Annotated in this window: 15 protein-coding genes; 5 read left to right on the top strand and 10 right to left on the bottom strand. The window is 51.9% G+C overall.

Going from position 1 to position 15,608, the window contains the following annotated elements; translation table 11 throughout:
- Nucleotides 1–213: 213 nt before the first annotated feature.
- Nucleotides 214–1,527 (top strand): glycoside hydrolase family 10 protein, encoded by a 1,314-nt coding sequence (locus tag ABTW00_RS11390; protein ID WP_433640795.1) that lies wholly within the window; start codon nt 214–216, stop codon nt 1,525–1,527.
- Nucleotides 1,528–1,796: 269 nt separating this feature from the next.
- A complete protein-coding gene (locus tag ABTW00_RS11385; protein ID WP_433641015.1) occupies nt 1,797–3,065 on the top strand; it encodes an amino acid permease in 1,269 nt (422 codons plus the stop codon).
- A 50-nt stretch (nt 3,066–3,115) separates the two neighbouring features.
- Here ABTW00_RS11385 and cfa read toward each other — a convergent pair whose 3' ends face one another.
- Complete coding sequence (cfa, locus tag ABTW00_RS11380) at nt 3,116–4,270, bottom strand: cyclopropane fatty acyl phospholipid synthase (protein WP_065357759.1); 1,155 nt, start codon at nt 4,268–4,270, stop codon at nt 3,116–3,118.
- A 173-nt stretch (nt 4,271–4,443) separates the two neighbouring features.
- Here cfa and ABTW00_RS11375 point away from each other — a divergent pair, with 173 nt between their 5' ends.
- Nucleotides 4,444–5,181: a helix-turn-helix domain-containing protein gene (locus ABTW00_RS11375; RefSeq protein WP_083965150.1), complete on the top strand. Its 738-nt coding sequence runs from the start codon at nt 4,444–4,446 to the stop codon at nt 5,179–5,181.
- Here the strand turns inward: ABTW00_RS11375 and ABTW00_RS11370 are convergent.
- Nucleotides 5,178–5,528 carry a PerC family transcriptional regulator gene (locus ABTW00_RS11370; RefSeq protein ID WP_433640792.1) on the bottom strand — a complete coding sequence of 117 codons (351 nt, stop codon included), beginning with the start codon at nt 5,526–5,528 and terminating at the stop codon, nt 5,178–5,180. The two genes, ABTW00_RS11375 and ABTW00_RS11370, sit on opposite strands and share 4 nt — an antisense overlap.
- Nucleotides 5,529–5,798: 270 nt before the next feature.
- Here ABTW00_RS11370 and ABTW00_RS11365 point away from each other — a divergent pair, with 270 nt between their 5' ends.
- Nucleotides 5,799–6,575 (top strand): MBL fold metallo-hydrolase, encoded by a 777-nt coding sequence (locus ABTW00_RS11365; protein ID WP_064545453.1) that lies wholly within the window; start codon nt 5,799–5,801, stop codon nt 6,573–6,575.
- Between the two features lie 14 nt (nt 6,576–6,589).
- Nucleotides 6,590–7,537, top strand: coding sequence for a GlxA family transcriptional regulator (locus ABTW00_RS11360; protein WP_433640790.1), 948 nt, complete (start codon nt 6,590–6,592; stop codon nt 7,535–7,537).
- 313 nt (nt 7,538–7,850) lie between these two features.
- On the opposite strand, the gene ABTW00_RS11355 is transcribed toward ABTW00_RS11360, so the two are convergent.
- The 8 genes from ABTW00_RS11355 to sad all read right to left on the bottom strand — a co-directional run bounded on the left by ABTW00_RS11355 (nt 7,851) and on the right by sad (nt 15,577).
- Complete coding sequence (locus ABTW00_RS11355) at nt 7,851–8,291, bottom strand: GNAT family N-acetyltransferase (protein WP_065357761.1); 441 nt, start codon at nt 8,289–8,291, stop codon at nt 7,851–7,853.
- 10 nt (nt 8,292–8,301) lie between these two features.
- Complete coding sequence (locus ABTW00_RS11350) at nt 8,302–9,216, bottom strand: bestrophin family protein (RefSeq protein ID WP_433640788.1); 915 nt, start codon at nt 9,214–9,216, stop codon at nt 8,302–8,304.
- 272 nt (nt 9,217–9,488) lie between these two features.
- On the bottom strand, nt 9,489–10,940 hold the full coding sequence (locus ABTW00_RS11345) for a tagaturonate reductase (RefSeq protein WP_433640786.1): 1,452 nt from the start codon (nt 10,938–10,940) through the stop codon (nt 9,489–9,491).
- 114 nt (nt 10,941–11,054) lie between these two features.
- Complete coding sequence (locus ABTW00_RS11340; protein ID WP_064545388.1) at nt 11,055–11,582, bottom strand: GNAT family N-acetyltransferase; 528 nt, start codon at nt 11,580–11,582, stop codon at nt 11,055–11,057.
- Nucleotides 11,583–11,670: 88 nt separating this feature from the next.
- Nucleotides 11,671–12,663: a diguanylate cyclase gene (locus tag ABTW00_RS11335; RefSeq protein ID WP_433641013.1), complete on the bottom strand. Its 993-nt coding sequence runs from the start codon at nt 12,661–12,663 to the stop codon at nt 11,671–11,673.
- Nucleotides 12,664–12,828: 165 nt separating this feature from the next.
- Nucleotides 12,829–13,194, bottom strand: a complete 366-nt coding sequence (locus tag ABTW00_RS11330; RefSeq protein ID WP_433640784.1) for a DUF4186 domain-containing protein — start codon at nt 13,192–13,194, stop codon at nt 12,829–12,831.
- The gene (gene glsB / locus ABTW00_RS11325) at nt 13,194–14,096 is read right to left on the bottom strand and encodes a glutaminase B (protein WP_433641011.1); all 903 of its coding nucleotides are present in this window, start codon (nt 14,094–14,096) and stop codon (nt 13,194–13,196) included. Before glsB ends, ABTW00_RS11330 begins: the two co-directional genes overlap by 1 nt.
- 95 nt (nt 14,097–14,191) lie before the next feature.
- Nucleotides 14,192–15,577, bottom strand: coding sequence for a succinate-semialdehyde dehydrogenase (sad, locus tag ABTW00_RS11320; RefSeq protein WP_433641009.1), 1,386 nt, complete (start codon nt 15,575–15,577; stop codon nt 14,192–14,194).
- Nucleotides 15,578–15,608 lie beyond the last annotated feature (31 nt).

Raw genomic sequence — 15,608 nt, 5'->3', positions numbered from 1 at the left:
AACGAGGAATGGGCAGAATTCGTGCCGTGCTGTACGGAAATTATCAAAGTAATAATCGGTTTTTATCAAAATTATAATGGCTTAGCGCGCATTAACCGAACATTCGCTGGTCAGGGTCAGTAAAGGTCACGCTCCCTGCTGGCTAAGCGATTGACTTCGCCGCAAATAGTACGAAAATGTTCCCCACTCGTGACAACCCGAATAACGGCACCTATGACTTCCAGCTCTTTTCGTTTTTCCCGCCTCTCCACCCTGAAAAAGGCCAGCGCGCTGATCCTTGCCGCGTTCTTACTGGTTAGCTGCGATTCGAAACAATCGACGACGCCATCCTCTACCGTGAAACCGGGTAGTTCACAGCAGAGCAACGAACCGATGCGTGGCGTCTGGCTGACGACGGTCTCGCGTCTGGACTGGCCGCCGATAAGTTCCATCAGTGCAGGAAACGCCAGCCTGCGCGTTGAACAACAGCAGGCAGCGCTGCGAGCGAAGCTGGATAACTTGAAAAGCCTCGGTATCAACACCGTTTTTTTCCAGGTGAAACCGGATGCGACGGCGCTGTGGAAATCGGACATTCTCCCCTGGTCTGATGTGATGACCGGGAATATTGGCGAATATCCTGGCTACGATCCGCTGCAGTTTATGCTCGACGAAGCGCACAAACGCGGCATGAAAGTCCATGCCTGGTTCAACCCGTATCGGGTTTCGACCAATACCAAACCTTCTACCGTCACCGCGCTCAATAACACTTTGTCTATGACGCCTCCGAGCGTGTTTGTGTTACATCGTGACTGGATTCGCACGGCCAGCGATCGTTTTGTCCTCGACCCTGGCATTCCGGAAGCGCGTGATTGGATCACCAGCATCGTTGCCGAGGTGGTTTCACGCTATGACATCGATGGCGTGCAGTTTGACGATTATTTCTATACTGAAACCGCCGGTTCCTCTCTAAACGACACGGTTACCTTCCGTCGTTACGGTCAGGGGTTTGCTTCTAAAGCAGACTGGCGTCGACACAATACGCAGGAATTAATCGCCCAGGTCTCCCGCACCATTAAACAGTTGAAGCCGAATGTCGAGTTTGGCGTGAGTCCTGCCGGCGTGTGGCGTAACCGTTCGCACGATCCGGCGGGTTCGGAGACTCGCGGTGCGGCAGCCTACGATGAATCCTATGCTGATACCCGTCAGTGGGTGCAACAAGGTCTGCTCGATTATATCGCCCCGCAGATTTACTGGCCGTTTGCCCGTGATGCAGCGCGTTACGACGTGCTGGCCAAATGGTGGGCTGATGTGGTTAAACCGACCAACACGCGCCTGTATATTGGCATCGCGCTGTATAAAGTGGGTGAACCCTCCAGGAATGAGCCAGACTGGACCATCGAAGGCGGCGTGCCCGAGCTGAAAAAGCAAATCGACCTGAATGAATCAGCTGCCAACATCAACGGTACGATTCTGTTCCGTGAAGGCTATCTGGAACAGCCGCAAACGCAGAAGGCCGTCGATTATTTAAAAAGCCGCTGGGGGAAATAATAACCACAAGGAATCAGCCACTACTGGCTGATTCCTTTAATAAAAATAGAGATAAGTTACATCGGTGTGAATTATATTCATTAATATCTTCTTATCTCACGAATAATAAGAAAAAAAGCTTGCAGCCGCCGCTGCGGTCCCCGTAATATTGAAAACAAGCATTATGAATAAATAATAAAAAGACCTCATCCCTCTACATTTCCTTCCCGTTTGGATACCCAATAATTCGCCCATTAACGTTCGCGTTATTCTCGATATATATGAGTACTATGACTAAAGACACCGTAATATCTCGTCCTCAATGGACGAAGAAGGACACCATCTGGATGATGGGTGTGTATGGCGCTACCGTCGGAGCAGGTACGCTTTTCCTGCCGGTAGAAATCGGCACGCGTGGTCCGCTCGTCTTTATTCTCCTGCTCCTACTCGGTTTCCCGCTATCGTTAGTGCCGCATGTACTGATTTGCCGTGTTTTTATGCGTGATAACGCTGGGCAAACGCAAAACGACCGCACGCTGCCGCTCTTTGGCTCTTTCTTCAGCGCCAAAGGCCGTCAGGCGATGAAGCTGTTTTTCTGTGTTGCGCATTATCCAGTCACGTTGGTGTACGCTGTTTCGCTCATAAACGCCCTCAGCCATTTTCTGAACGAACGCCTTCATTTTACCGGCTTCAACCGCGCGTCACTGACGCTGGTGGTGCTCGCTATTTTGCATCTCGTTCTCAGTAAAGGCCGCGATAAAGTGGTCAGCACCATGAGCGCACTGGCGCTGCCGTTTGCCATCGCCATTATCGTGGTGGCCGCTTCGCAAATCCCGGCGTGGAACATCAGCAATATTACCCACGCCTGGCAACTGACACACGCCACTTCGGTAGGTAATTCGCTGAAGGATTTGTGGCTAACGCTGCCGCTGATCGCCTTTTCACTCTGCTCCGCGCCGCTGATTCCGGCGTTGGCATCCTGGTATCGCGAACCGGGCAACGGTGGGGAAACCCAATCCGTTCGCGTTATTCGTCGCGCCTATGGTCTGATATTTTTCAGCATTATTTTCTTCGTGCTGAGCTGCATTTTAAGCACCCCGCGTGAAACCTTCGAAATGGCCAAAGCGCAAAACCTCAACGTGCTGTCGGTTATCGGCGGTAATGACGGTATGAATGTGATGATCTATCTGGCACCACTGATTGCGATTCTGGGGATGACTAAATCATTTTTAGGTATTTCAATGCCGGTGGCCGAAACATTTAACGTCTTAGCAACGGACCTGTTGGGCATTAAGCGGACCAGCCATATTAAGCAGATTAAATTAATGATTTCGGTCTTAATGTTTATTGTCACATCGCTGGTGGTTTATATTAACCCGGATGTCATTAATATGATCGAAACGCTTTGTGGTCCGTTAATCGCTATTTTCTTGTTTATTATTCCTACCTGGCTAATCTTTACCCGGGCTGCGCTGAAACCGATGCGCGGTGTGATCTCAATCATGGTGATGGTCAGCGGAATTCTGACGGTATCAGCGCTGCTTTACGGGATGTTCTGAAAACAAACTGATTCAAGGGTGGCATAGCATCCTATGCCACCCTTCACGAATTAACGATAAACGTACATCCCGCCTTCCTTACCGCGGCTGAACAGCACCTGCCAAAGTTCGATATCACGGGCGCGAAATGCGCCAGCACAGGCACACAGGTAGTAGTTAAACATTCGACGAAAACGTGGAGTGTAACGTAGGGCCAGTTCGGGCCAGGCATCGTTAAAACGTTGATGCCACGCCATCAACGTTTTGTCGTAATCACTGCCAAAATTGTGCCAGTCTTCCATGATCAGTCGTTTTTCGCTAACGCTGGCGATTTGACGAATCGACGGCAGACAGCCGTTCGGAAAAATGTACTTGTTGATCCACGGGTCGACGTTTACGCCGCTTTCATTGCTGCCAATGGTATGCAACAAGAACAGTCCATCTTTCTTCAGACAGCGATCGACTACGCTAAAGTAGGTGTCATAGTTTTTCGGCCCGACGTGCTCGAACATTCCCACAGACACAATGCGATCGTATGTTTTATCCAAATCGCGATAATCCTGAAGCAGGATCGTAATGTCTAAACCTTCGCCACGCTGCTGTGCCATTTTCTGCTGTTCTTGCGAGATGGTCACGCCATCAACGCTAACGCCATAGTGTTGCGCGGCGTAGGCTGCCAGTCCTCCCCAGCCGCAGCCAATATCCAGCAGACGCATACCGGGCTTGAGCTGTAATTTTTCACAAATCATCTTCAGCTTGGCGTTCTGTGCCTGTTCAAGCGTATCCGCTTCTCGCCAGTAAGCGCAGGAATACTGCATGTGGGGATCAAGCATGCGAGCGAAGAGATCGTTGCCAATATCATAGTGTTCTTTGCCAACAATCCAGGAACGCCGACGCGACTGAAGATTAAATAATCGTGCACCGGCAATGCGCAGAATATCTTTCAGATTTCCCGGCATCTGTTTATCCAGTTTGCCTTTGAGAATTTTATAGAACAGAACATCCAGTCGGTCACAATCCCACCAACCGTCCATATAACTTTCGCCAAAACCAAGAGAACCCTGCTGAAAAACGCGCTTAAAAAAATCAGCGTGATGGACCTGAATATCCCAGGGGCGCGAACCGTTAATTTTGATATCCGCCTGCTGAAGCAGTTCGTTAGCCATTCGCGACCAATTATCATTCAATTCTTCAACATTTATTACGTCAGAGCAAACCGTCGCCATAATCCTAATCCGTCATCAACATTATATTCTGCGTGAGATTATCATTGATAACACGATGGTATGTATTATGATGTCAGGACATTATTTATCGAGTAGACGCCATTATGGTCGACAAGCGCCCCCCTTTTACCAGCATACAGCCTAAGAAGTGGTTTTCATCGCAGGACGATTCGATGAAAGAGCTGCCGCAGTCGGTTTATTTTCGCTCGTATGTGCTTGAAGCCAATAATCATGTTGCCGACCACAGCCATGCCTTCGCTCAATTTCACTTTGCCCGTACCGGCAGCATGCGCATCGATGTAGCAGGAAAATGTTGGGTGATTCCGGCGCATTATGGAATCTGGATCCCGCACAATATCACGCATGCGGTATGGGCGCTGGATGATGTCCATCTGGAGAGTGTGGATATCGAACCGGCATTTTTACCCGTGCCGATTAACGAGTGCAAAATGGTGACAATCAGCGATTTTGCCCGCGAATTCATTCATTATGCCACCACAAACACGCCAGAGCGCTATGACATTTCCGGTAAAGAGGGGCAACTGGTGAGCGTGCTGCTTGACGTTATTTTGCAGCTGCCGGAGGTGGAGTTGATGCTACCGTGGCCGCATAATGCCGCACTGATAGAAGTATGCAGAACGATTCAGGAATCGCCGGGACTGGAGCATTCAATGGAATATTGGGCCGATCATCTGGGAATGTCGACCCGTACTTTTTCCCGCCATTTCAAAAAAGAGACCGGTCTTCCCTTTAGCGCATGGAAACAGAAAATGCGAATTCTGGAATCGGTCATGCTGCTGAAGAAAAATAAGAATGTCACTGCCGTTGCTCTGGAAGTGGGTTATTCCAGCACGGCTGCATTTAGCTATGCTTTTCGCCAGGCATTCGGTGTTCCGCCATCCGGTTACTAATGGATAGGTTTGCTTCGTGGATTATATTTATAGATAAACGCACTCGATCTCCCGGTGATAAGCTGGATTTCTTTAATGCTATATCCCTGCTGTAGCAACTGCTGAATTCTTATTTTATCCCGCTCAATGTGTTGCCTCTTATCGTTTCCTGTAAGTGCAACCGCAGGCGATTTTATTAGTAAATGTAAACTGCAGGTATCTATTTTCTCCGCTGCCAGTCGGCACTGGGTTTTATCGGCGTCAAAATGTGTCGAGACTTCCCGCCAGATACGTAAAGCGCGGCGGTAAAAACCTTTTGTTTCGTTAAGTTGGGCGAGCACAATGAGTGCATTAACTTCTGCGGACATAATCAAAGACCCAGTAATGAATGAATAGTACGCGTATGCGCTATGGCTGACTTCATTTGTATGATAAATACAAATTCCCTTCACTGTCTACGGACAACCAGCTCTTTTTACATACTGATTTTTCATACTTTCCATGCCTGAATGGCATTGTTTCGACAGCAGATAGAAAAAAATTGGCCCAATTTCATCGAAAACTGGCTTTCAGCCAATGGCTGAGTTTTTAGCGCTGCCCCATACTCTCTTCACTGACCGCAATACAGGATTTTGATGATGAACATCATGCAAATACGCAATGCAACTCAATTGATCGCTTATGCGGGTAAACGTTTCCTTATTGACCCAATGCTGGCGGAAAAAGACGCCTATCCAGGCTTTGCAGGCACCGCACGCGCTCACCTTCGTAACCCGTTGGTCGAGTTACCCGTCCCCATCGAGCGCCTGCTGGATGTAGACGCCATCATTGTGACACATACTCATCCCGACCATTGGGACGATGCGGCGGCGGCTGCGATTCCGAAATCCATGCAGATTTACGTTCAGAATGCCAGCGACGAGGCCATTCTCCGCGCTCAGGGGTTTACCCAATTACGCCAGCTTTCCGACACCAGCCGGTTTGGCGATATCATGTTGACCAAAACCCATGGTCAACATGGCTCTGACGCAGCCTATGCGATTCCTGAGCTGGCTCAGCGTCTTGGGGAGGCCTGCGGTGTGGTATTCCAGCATCCTGATGAAAAAACGCTCTATCTGATTGGCGATTCAATCTGGACCAAAGGTATCGAAGAGAACCTGCGCCGTTATCAGCCCGATGTGGTTATCATGAATACCGGTTGGGCACACCTGCTGGGCTTTGGCCCCATCATCTTCGGAATGGAAGATGTCCTCAAAGCCCACTGCCTGTTACCGCAGGCGCAGATCGTCGCCACTCATATGGAGGCTCTCAATCACTGTCTTGTTACGCGCAGTGCCTTGCTGGAATACGCGCGAGATAATGAGATTGAAACCTTTGTCAGCGCTCCTGCAGATGGTGACACTGTCACATATTAACGAGAGAAAACGCTATGACCGCCACCTCGATTGCTATCGTCGCCAGCGAAGGCTTCAGCACATTCCATTTTTCGGTGCCGCTGATTCTCTTTGGCGATAGCGTCAGCAGTGAAAAGCGTTTCACACGCTATATATGCGCAGAAACGCCAGGGATGATCTGGTCCAGGGAAGGCACAGCGGTCATCGCTGATGCTGATTTTTCTACCCTTGCTCAATGCGAGATCGTCATTGTTCCCTTCTGGCGGAATGTGGATGAAAAACCCTCACCCGCGCTGCTTGACGCGCTGGTCGCTGCACGTCATAACGGCGCCACGCTGGTCGGTCTGTGCCTCGGCACCTTCGCATTGGCTTATGCAGGGTTACTGGACCAGCATCGCGCCGTGACTCACTGGGAGTATGAAAACGCGTTTCTACGCTTATTTCCCCACGTGCAGCTCGACGTTAACGTGCTTTATACCGACGACGATGGTCTTATCACCTCCGCCGGTACCGCCGCGGCGCTGGACTGTTGTCTCTATGTTATTCGTCAGCGTTTTGGCACAAAGGTCGCCAACCAGATAGCCCGACGTATGGTCACACCGCCTCATCGGGAAGGCGGCCAGGCACAATACATTGAGCAAACGTTGTCGCAACGGAGCTACGATAAGCGCATCACTAACCTGCTGGATTTCTTACAGCAGAATCTCGGAACACCGCTCAGTATTGATACGCTAGCCGCACGCGCAGCGATGAGTCGCCGTTCCCTGACCCGCCATTTCCAGAAGGCCATGGGGATGTCAATTGGTGAATGGGTGACAGCAGAACGACTACGACGTAGTCAATGGCTACTGGAAAGTAGCCAGCTGTCTATTGAACAGGTTGCGGAACGTGCGGGCTTTCAGTCATCTATCACGTTTCGTCAGACCTTTCGTGAAAAAATGGGCGTCAGTCCCGGCGAGTGGCGTAAAACGTTTCAGGGTTGAAACGGCCAATGTTATCCACAGAAACGGTGCACAACCTTGTGGGTAATTAGCCTAAAGCCGTTGATTATTGGCATGTTCATGCAATGGACATGGGCGCAGCAGGTTCTGCGCCCGTATTGACAGTTTTCGCTATGCCTGTTTTAACTTACCAGCTAAAAGAACGAACCAGCGACAGGTCCCAGGCGGTAGCAAACAGTGAAATGAACAGGATGATGTTCACAGTAGTCTCGATGCGCCTTTCCATTTTGATTCTCCTCATGTCGCTGCAACCATTAAACACGGAAAACCTAATAATTTATTCTGTGTATCTGGTTTAAAGCCTAACACAATATCGTACGTAATCATCCGCGGCGATGAATTCATCATAAAGCTTACGCGCAGGATTATGAATACGAGTATGCCAGTAGAAACGTGACCATCCCTGCTCTTTACCCTCATTTAGCACGAATTGCATGAGCTGACGAGCAATGCCTAAGCCGCGAAATGCCGGATCAACAAACAAATCTTCCAGATAGCAAATCGGTGAACTGACCCAGGTACCTTCATGTAAAACACACAGCGCAAAGGCCGCCACGCGTCCATCCACCACGGCAACCCGGCCAAAAATAGGCGATTCAGGACTCAGTATCCGCTGCCAGGTATGCTCGGTGATCTCATCAGCAAGATTGCTGCCATAAAAGTCGTTATATCCTTTCCACAGCGCGAGCCACTGGGCTTTATCTTCTACCTGAATGGGACGGTTCACGACGTTCACGGGTCACCTCTTAGCTGAGTTGATAATACTTGTCGACGGTAAGGCGCGCAGGTATCTCCGTAGCATCGTTCATTTGCAGCAGGTCGATCTCGATGGCATTGCAGATAGCATCCAGCGGTAAATCATTATTTTCCATACCGAAGGGTTCTTCAAGCTCTTCCGCTAACGTGTCAAGAGAGATAAAAGTGTACGAAATGAGCACCGAGATAAATGGCGTCATATAGTGCAAATCGACAACCAGTGCGAACGGCAGCATGATGCAGAACAAATAGACGGTACGGTGCAGGATCAGCGAATAGGCGAACGGTACCGGCGTATTGGCAATACGCTCACAGCCCGCCAGCACGATAGACATATCGTTGAGACGAATATTCAGACTGTGGAACAGAATATCCGACAGCTCACCCGCCCGACGGCGCTGCGCCAGCCAATCCCCCATAATCAACAAAATTCGGTTTGCCGGAGACTGCGCGGCCAGTACCTGATTGAGATGCGGCTCGCTGAGATATTTTGCCAGCACTGCGCGCGTCGGCTGACGGCGGAGGGTCAAACGAAGGCAATGCGCAAAGGCAATCTGCAGACCGACAAATTCACTCACATGCGGATCGTCAGAGAGCGTATTTTTGACCTCGCGCAGCAAAGAACGCGAGGCAATCATCAATTGTCCCCACAGCTGCCTCGCTTCTACATAGCGTGAATAGCAGGCGTTATTACGAAAACCAAGAAAGATAGCGATGGCCACGCCGAGAATACTGAACGGCGCGACGGTCAACTTTACGCCAAGCGATGAATACCACGGCAAAATGAGGAGCACCACAATCGATAGCAGAAAATTGAGCAGTAAACGCGAGAAAATTTTCGGCAGTACCGAGCCGTGCCAAACAAAAATGCGAGCCAGCCAGTGCTGGTGAGGACGAACGATCATTTTTATATCAATCAGGTTAATAAGTTGTGTATTAAACGTGATCTTCATCATGTATTCAAGCGCTGATAACGCTGCAATGGTATGCTTTGCGGGGTTCTCTCTTGCTGCAAGACCCTTTTGCTCGGTGTTTCAGGGAGATAATAAGACAAGAAAAATGTATGTTGTAACTAATAAAGGGTGCCGGCAACGATACATCGCCCTCTTCGCGTTTAGCCACGCGACAAACAAAAAACCCGGCGAGTGCCGGGTTTAAAGAGGCGATCGGGCCGCGATTAGCAGAGCGGCTGCACCGCTTTACGCATACCCTGAGTCAAAATAGCGTCGAGATCGGAAGAAACCTGTTCGACCAATCCGGAAACCTGTGTAAGATCTTGTTCCCAGTGCTCGCTGACGGACAGTACCGCGCTGACCAGATCGGTAGTGCTAATCTGTTGGTCACGATGCTGCGCCCACAGCTGCTGGTAACGTTCGATCCAGTGCGCATCATCCTGCACCGGGTAGGCTTCGCCGTTGCGTTCTGCACGATAGAAGGCAATCAGCGCGGCCAAAGCAAAAGTCAGACGCGCAGGCAGTTTACCGCTGGCCTTCTGGCCCGCCAGCAGCTGAGGAAGAATACGGGTACGGAATTTCGTCATCCCGTTCAACGCGATAGACAGCAGTTGGTGCTTGATGTACGGGTTACGGAAACGACCTGTTACCGCACTGGCAAAAGACTCCAGCTCGTCTTTCGGTAAATCCAGTACCGGGATAATTTCCTGATGAATCGCTTTTTCAACGAACGCGCAAATTTCTGCATCGTTCATTGCTTCCCCCACCGTATCAATACCGGCCTGGTAGGCGACCGGCACCAGTGCGGTGTGTGCGCCGTTCAGAATCGCAACTTTACGTTCTTTATACGGTTTGATGTCGTCAACGATCAGCACGTTCAGCGCCAGTTTATCCAGACGCAGTTCGCTGGCCAGCGATTTCGGCCCCTGAATCACGAACAGATAGAAGTGCTCAGCGGTATCGAGGAAACCGTCTTTATAACCCAGCTCGGATTCCAGCTGAGCGGCTTCATCACGTGGGTAACCGGTCACGATACGGTCAACGAGGGTTGAACAGAAAGCGTTAGACTCGTTCAGCCAGGTCATGAATTCAGCCGGCAGCGCCCACTCCTGCGCGTAGCGAACCACCAGCTCGTGCAGGGCTTCACCGTTATAATCAATCAGTTCGCAAGGAATGATTACCCAACCTTTATCCGCTGCACCGTTGAAGTGGCTGAAGCGCTCGAACAACAGACGCGTCAGTTTCGCCGGATAGCTAACCGCCGGCGCGTCGTCAAACTTATCGCCAGCGTGGTAGCTAATACCCGCTTCGGTAGTATTGGAAAACACAAAACGCATGTCCGGGTTGTGAGCCAGCTTGAGGAGTTCTGCGTAATCTTTATAGGCGCTGATTTCACGATTTACCGAACGGATCAGGCGCGCATCGCTAACCGCCTCCCCCTTATCATTCAGGCCACGAATAATCGTGGTGTACAGGCCATCCTGAGTACTCAATGAAGGCGGAAAATCGCTGTCGATCGGACGAACGATAACCACGCCTGAATTCAGGTCGGTATGTTCGTTCAGCAGATCAATCTGCCAGTCAACAAACGCGCGCAGGAAGTTTCCTTCGCCAAACTGGATAATACGTTCAGGGTATTGGGCACCGGGGAAATCATGGCGGTTAAGTGTTTTCACAATGGGTTCCTTTCTGGATTAGTCATACAGCCTGCTCAATTGGTCTAATAACTTATCAGATTTTCCGCTTATGAAACCCTGTTTTGATCAAAACTGCGAGAATAAATAGTGAGTCTATAAAAATTTGTAAAAAATCGAGGTCGCCGTCAGCGCGCCGTCTGGCATAAGGGCATAGCGCGGAACTTCGCCCACTTTCTGCCATCCGCAGCGCTGATAGAAGTTTTCCGCCCCGCTGCCAGTGGCAGTATCCAGCACCAGCACGTTTTTCCCCGCATCAACCGCAACCGCTTCCAGGCGCAGCATCAACGCTCGCGCAATACCGCCGCGACGGGCGCGTTCGTGTACTAACAGTTTTGCCACATCGGCACGATGCGGTTGGTTTTCTGGCTGATCGATAATCAGTTGCACGGTACCGACAATCGTCTGGTCGACATCTTTGGCCACGAGAACCACGCGTTCATCGCGCCCAACGCTGGCGGCAGTTCGCCGCCAGAATGCCAGCGCGGTATCGTGATGAAAAGGCAGCATAAAGCTAACGGATGCACCGCCGTTGACGCAGTTGGTCAGTACGTCAGACAGCGGATCAAGATGGGCAAGAATATCCGTTTCAGAAAAGGTATGCAGCGTGAATGATGAATTCATAATGGCCTCCAGAAAAATAAGGCCACTACTATTACGTTAACCTTTTGATAACACAATAGGTTAAATCATCGCATTTACTTATGATGCGCTAATGCGCAAAAATCTGGTTTTTACCACGGCGCTTTGCCTCATACAGCGTGCTGTCCGCCGCCTGTAGCCAGTCGGAGACTTCCAGCATTTCCGGCAAGGCGTCGGCAATCCCAATGCTCAGCGTGAGCGTCTGGCGATCGTTCGGGCGCTCCGTCACCACCGCCGTGGCGTCCATAATTCGCTGGGCGATTGACCGTCCTTCCTCAAGCGTGGTATCCGGAAGCAGGATTACGAACTCATCGCCGCCCAGGCGGGCCGGAGTATCGGTTGGGCGAGTCGCCATCTGCAAAATTTGCGACACGGTTTTGAGCATCACGTCGCCCACCTTATGGCCGTAGCGATCGTTAATTTCTTTGAAATTGTCGAGGTCGATAAACATCAGCAGCGAATGGCCGCAGTCCCGTTTTAATCGAATCAATTCCCATGAAATACGCTGCTCCAGCAGACGACGATTGGCGATGTCCAGCAGCGGGTCGAGCATCGCAATTCGTTCAAGTTCCTGGCTCTTGAGCCGCAGCTTAACGGCTATGCTATCGGTAAGCAGACTCAGCGCCAGCACATATAATGAAATCAGCGGCAGCGTCGCCAGTATCGTGCGTTGACTCACCTCGCCGTGAAACGGCATGCCCATCAGCGCCCAGCTAATCGCAAATCCCCCCAGCATCGCTAGCGCGGCTTTACGCATCAACGCTTTACCGCCTGCGGAGAGCCTGTCGGTGAGTAGGATCGTCGCAATCGCGACTGACGGAAGCGGATTCAACGCCATCATCGCTATCCAAAAGCCCCCGACGCCGGCATCCCATAACAGATTCTGTTGTTCAACCAGTCGAGGCACCGGCGCCAATATGGCGCGCATATACGCCACCGTTGGCCAGAGAAAAGCGTTCAGCACCAGTAAAATCTGCAAAAAATGAGGCCGATGAAGTTCGGTAAGTACTGATAAAATAGGGAGAAAACAGAGGAAGGTGCCAAGCATCCGCATCAGATACATCCGTCTGACAAACCGGGTTCCTGCCACCCCATTACTCGTAATAAGTTTGCCAAATCTATTCATAACACAATTTATTCCGATACGACGCCCGGCTTATCATATTGAGCGCAACATGTCGAATCAAGCTATCAAAATAGATAGCTTTTCAGAATAAACTTAGCCGTGTTAACGATCGCGGCGGTTCATCTGGATGACCAACCAATGGTGGATAACACTAACGATGTAACGTTGTTGATCCGCCGTCAGCGCCTGTCCCTGCGGGATATGGTGCCATTTCTCCAGACAGCCGCGACAGCAGGTGGCGGTGGCGTGCTGAGCGATAAACACCGGATGCCCGCGCATGGGAGTCTGCTTACCGTCATTATTGGGCTGCGCGGGCGCCAGTCGCCCGGCGATAAAATCTGCCGCGTGGCTATCGATAACCTCCGGGCCTTTATCAATACAATACTGCCGCTCTTTTACGCCAAGGCGAAAGCGACTGCGGAATGTGGATCGCTGCAGCCGCGCAAACAAACTGTCGAAGGTATCCATCAGTAAACCGAACGTCCTATCTGCTGCGTGAGTTTTTCCAGCGCTGCCACGCCCGCCAAAGAGTTACCCGCGTCATCCAGTTCGGGGCTCCAGACGGCAATCGCCATTTCGTGCGGTACGATTGCGACCACGCCGCCGCCCACGCCAGATTTTGCCGGTAGTCCGACTCGCCAGGCGAACTCTCCGGCGTTCTGATACATGCCGCTGGTTGCCATCAGGGCGTTGACCTGTCGCGTCTGCATGGGGGTGATGACCGGCGCGTCGAGATGCAGCGCCTGCCCCTGGTTAGCCAGGAACAGGAAGGTTCTCGCCAGCTCTGCGCAGTTCATCTCCAGCGCACAGTAATGGAAATAGTTTTGCAGCACGGTCGCCACATCATGATGAAAATTACCAAAGGACTTCATCAGCCAGGCGATGGCCGCATTACGCGCCGAATGTTCAAACTCCGAGCGCGCGACCTGCGCGTCGTAGCCGATATTCGACACGCCGCTCAGCTTACGCACGATCTCCAGCATCCGCTGGCGCGGTGCGCTAAGCCGCCCTTGCAGCATATCGCAGACGACCAGCGCGCCAGCGTTAATAAACGGATTACGCGGAATACCCTGCTCGATTTCCAGCTGTAAAAGAGAGTTAAACGGCTGGCCAGAAGGATCTTTACCCACACGCGACCAAATCTCCTCCGCCTGATAGTGATTCATCGCCACGACCAGACTGAGAACTTTGGAAATCGATTGAATAGAGAATCGCTCGTTGGCGTCGCCAGCGCTAAAGTGCTGCCCATCGACGGTACTGATCGCGATCCCCAGTTTTTTGCCGCTAACGCAGGCCAATGCCGGAATATAGTCCGCCACCTTCCCCTGCCCAATCAGCGGCCTGACGTCGTCGAGGATCGACGCCAGCATGGCATTATTGATAACCGTAGCCACTTACCACTCCTTGCCCACAGGCTATTTTCGGCCAGGGAGTATAGCAGAGCGTAAGGGCTACGTCGTTTCGCTTATCGACGATCTTTCCATACCGTCTGAACGTTACAGAACTCGCGCAGGCCAAAATGCGACAGCTCACGGCCAAAGCCGCTTTTTTTCACGCCGCCGAAGGCCACGCGCGCATCGCTGGCACTGTAGCCGTTGATAAACACGCCACCGCACTCCAGCTCGTCGGCAAAACGCTGCGCCTGCGTCGGATCTGCGGTAAAGACCGTTGCCGACAGACCAAACTCACTGTCGTTCGCCAGCGCCAGCGCATGTTCGGCATCGCGTGCGACGGTGATCGCGGCCACCGGGCCAAACATCTCCTGGCGGAAGGCGGTCATCGTCGGAGCCACATTCGCCAGCACGGTAGCCGGATAATAGTTGCCTTCACTGCTCAGCAGCTCGCCGCCCAGCAATAGCGTCGCCCCTTCGTTAATCGTCGCCATCACCTGACCATGCAGCTCATCGCGCAGATCGAAACGGGCCATCGGGCCGAGATAATTTGCTTCATCGCGCGGGTCGCCCATTTTCAGCGCCGCTACGGCAGCAACAAACTTGTCGGTGAACTGCTCGGCAATGCCCGCTTCAATGATAAAGCGCTTCGCCGCCGCACAGACCTGTCCGGTATTCTGATAGCGGCCAATCACCGCCGCTTGCACCGCCGTGTCGATGTCCGCATCGTTGAGTACGATGAACGGATCGGAACCGCCCAGCTCCAGTACGCATTTTTTCAGCGCAGCTCCTGCCTGCGCTCCAATCGCCTTACCCGCACGCACGCTGCCGGTAACGGTCACAGCAGCAATACGTGGATCGTTAATGATTTGAGAAACACCGTCATTGGTGGCGTTCACCCAGTTAAAGACGCCTGCCGGTACGCCCGCTTGCGCGACGATATCACCAATCAACGCCGCACAGCCCATGACGTTCGGCGCGTGCTTGAGTAGATAGCTGTTGCCGGCCAGCATAATCGGCACCGCGCCGCGCAGAACCTGCCACAGCGGAAAGTTCCAGGGCATTACCGCCAGCACCGGCCCCAACGGACGGTACTCGATCACCGCCTGATGGTTTTCCACCAGGGTTGCTTCAGTCGCCAGCATCGCCGGGCCATGTTCGGCATACCAATCGCACAGATGGGCAGATTTTGCCACTTCACCGCGCGCCTGATTAATGGGTTTACCCATTTCCCGGGTGATGCACTGCGCCATCTCTTCAGCCCGTTCACGCAGAACACGGGCAATGGCGCGCAGAGCATCGGCACGTTGAGCGACGGACGTTTTGCGCCACTGACGAAAAGCGTTATCGGCCAGGGTAATCGACAGATCTACGTCAGTAGAGGACGCCCACGGCAGCGCGGAGAGTGTTTCGCCATTGGCCGGGTTAACGGAGACGGCATGGGTTGCAGGTGAAGTCATCTTTTTCTCTCTGATTGATTGCATCATGGTG

Source organism: Kluyvera georgiana (genome assembly GCF_050990895.1).
Classification (GTDB): Bacteria; Pseudomonadota; Gammaproteobacteria; order Enterobacterales; family Enterobacteriaceae; genus Kluyvera; species Kluyvera georgiana.
The sequence above is the reverse complement of the archived record's forward strand: the minus strand, read 5'-3'. Positions and strand labels throughout refer to the sequence as shown.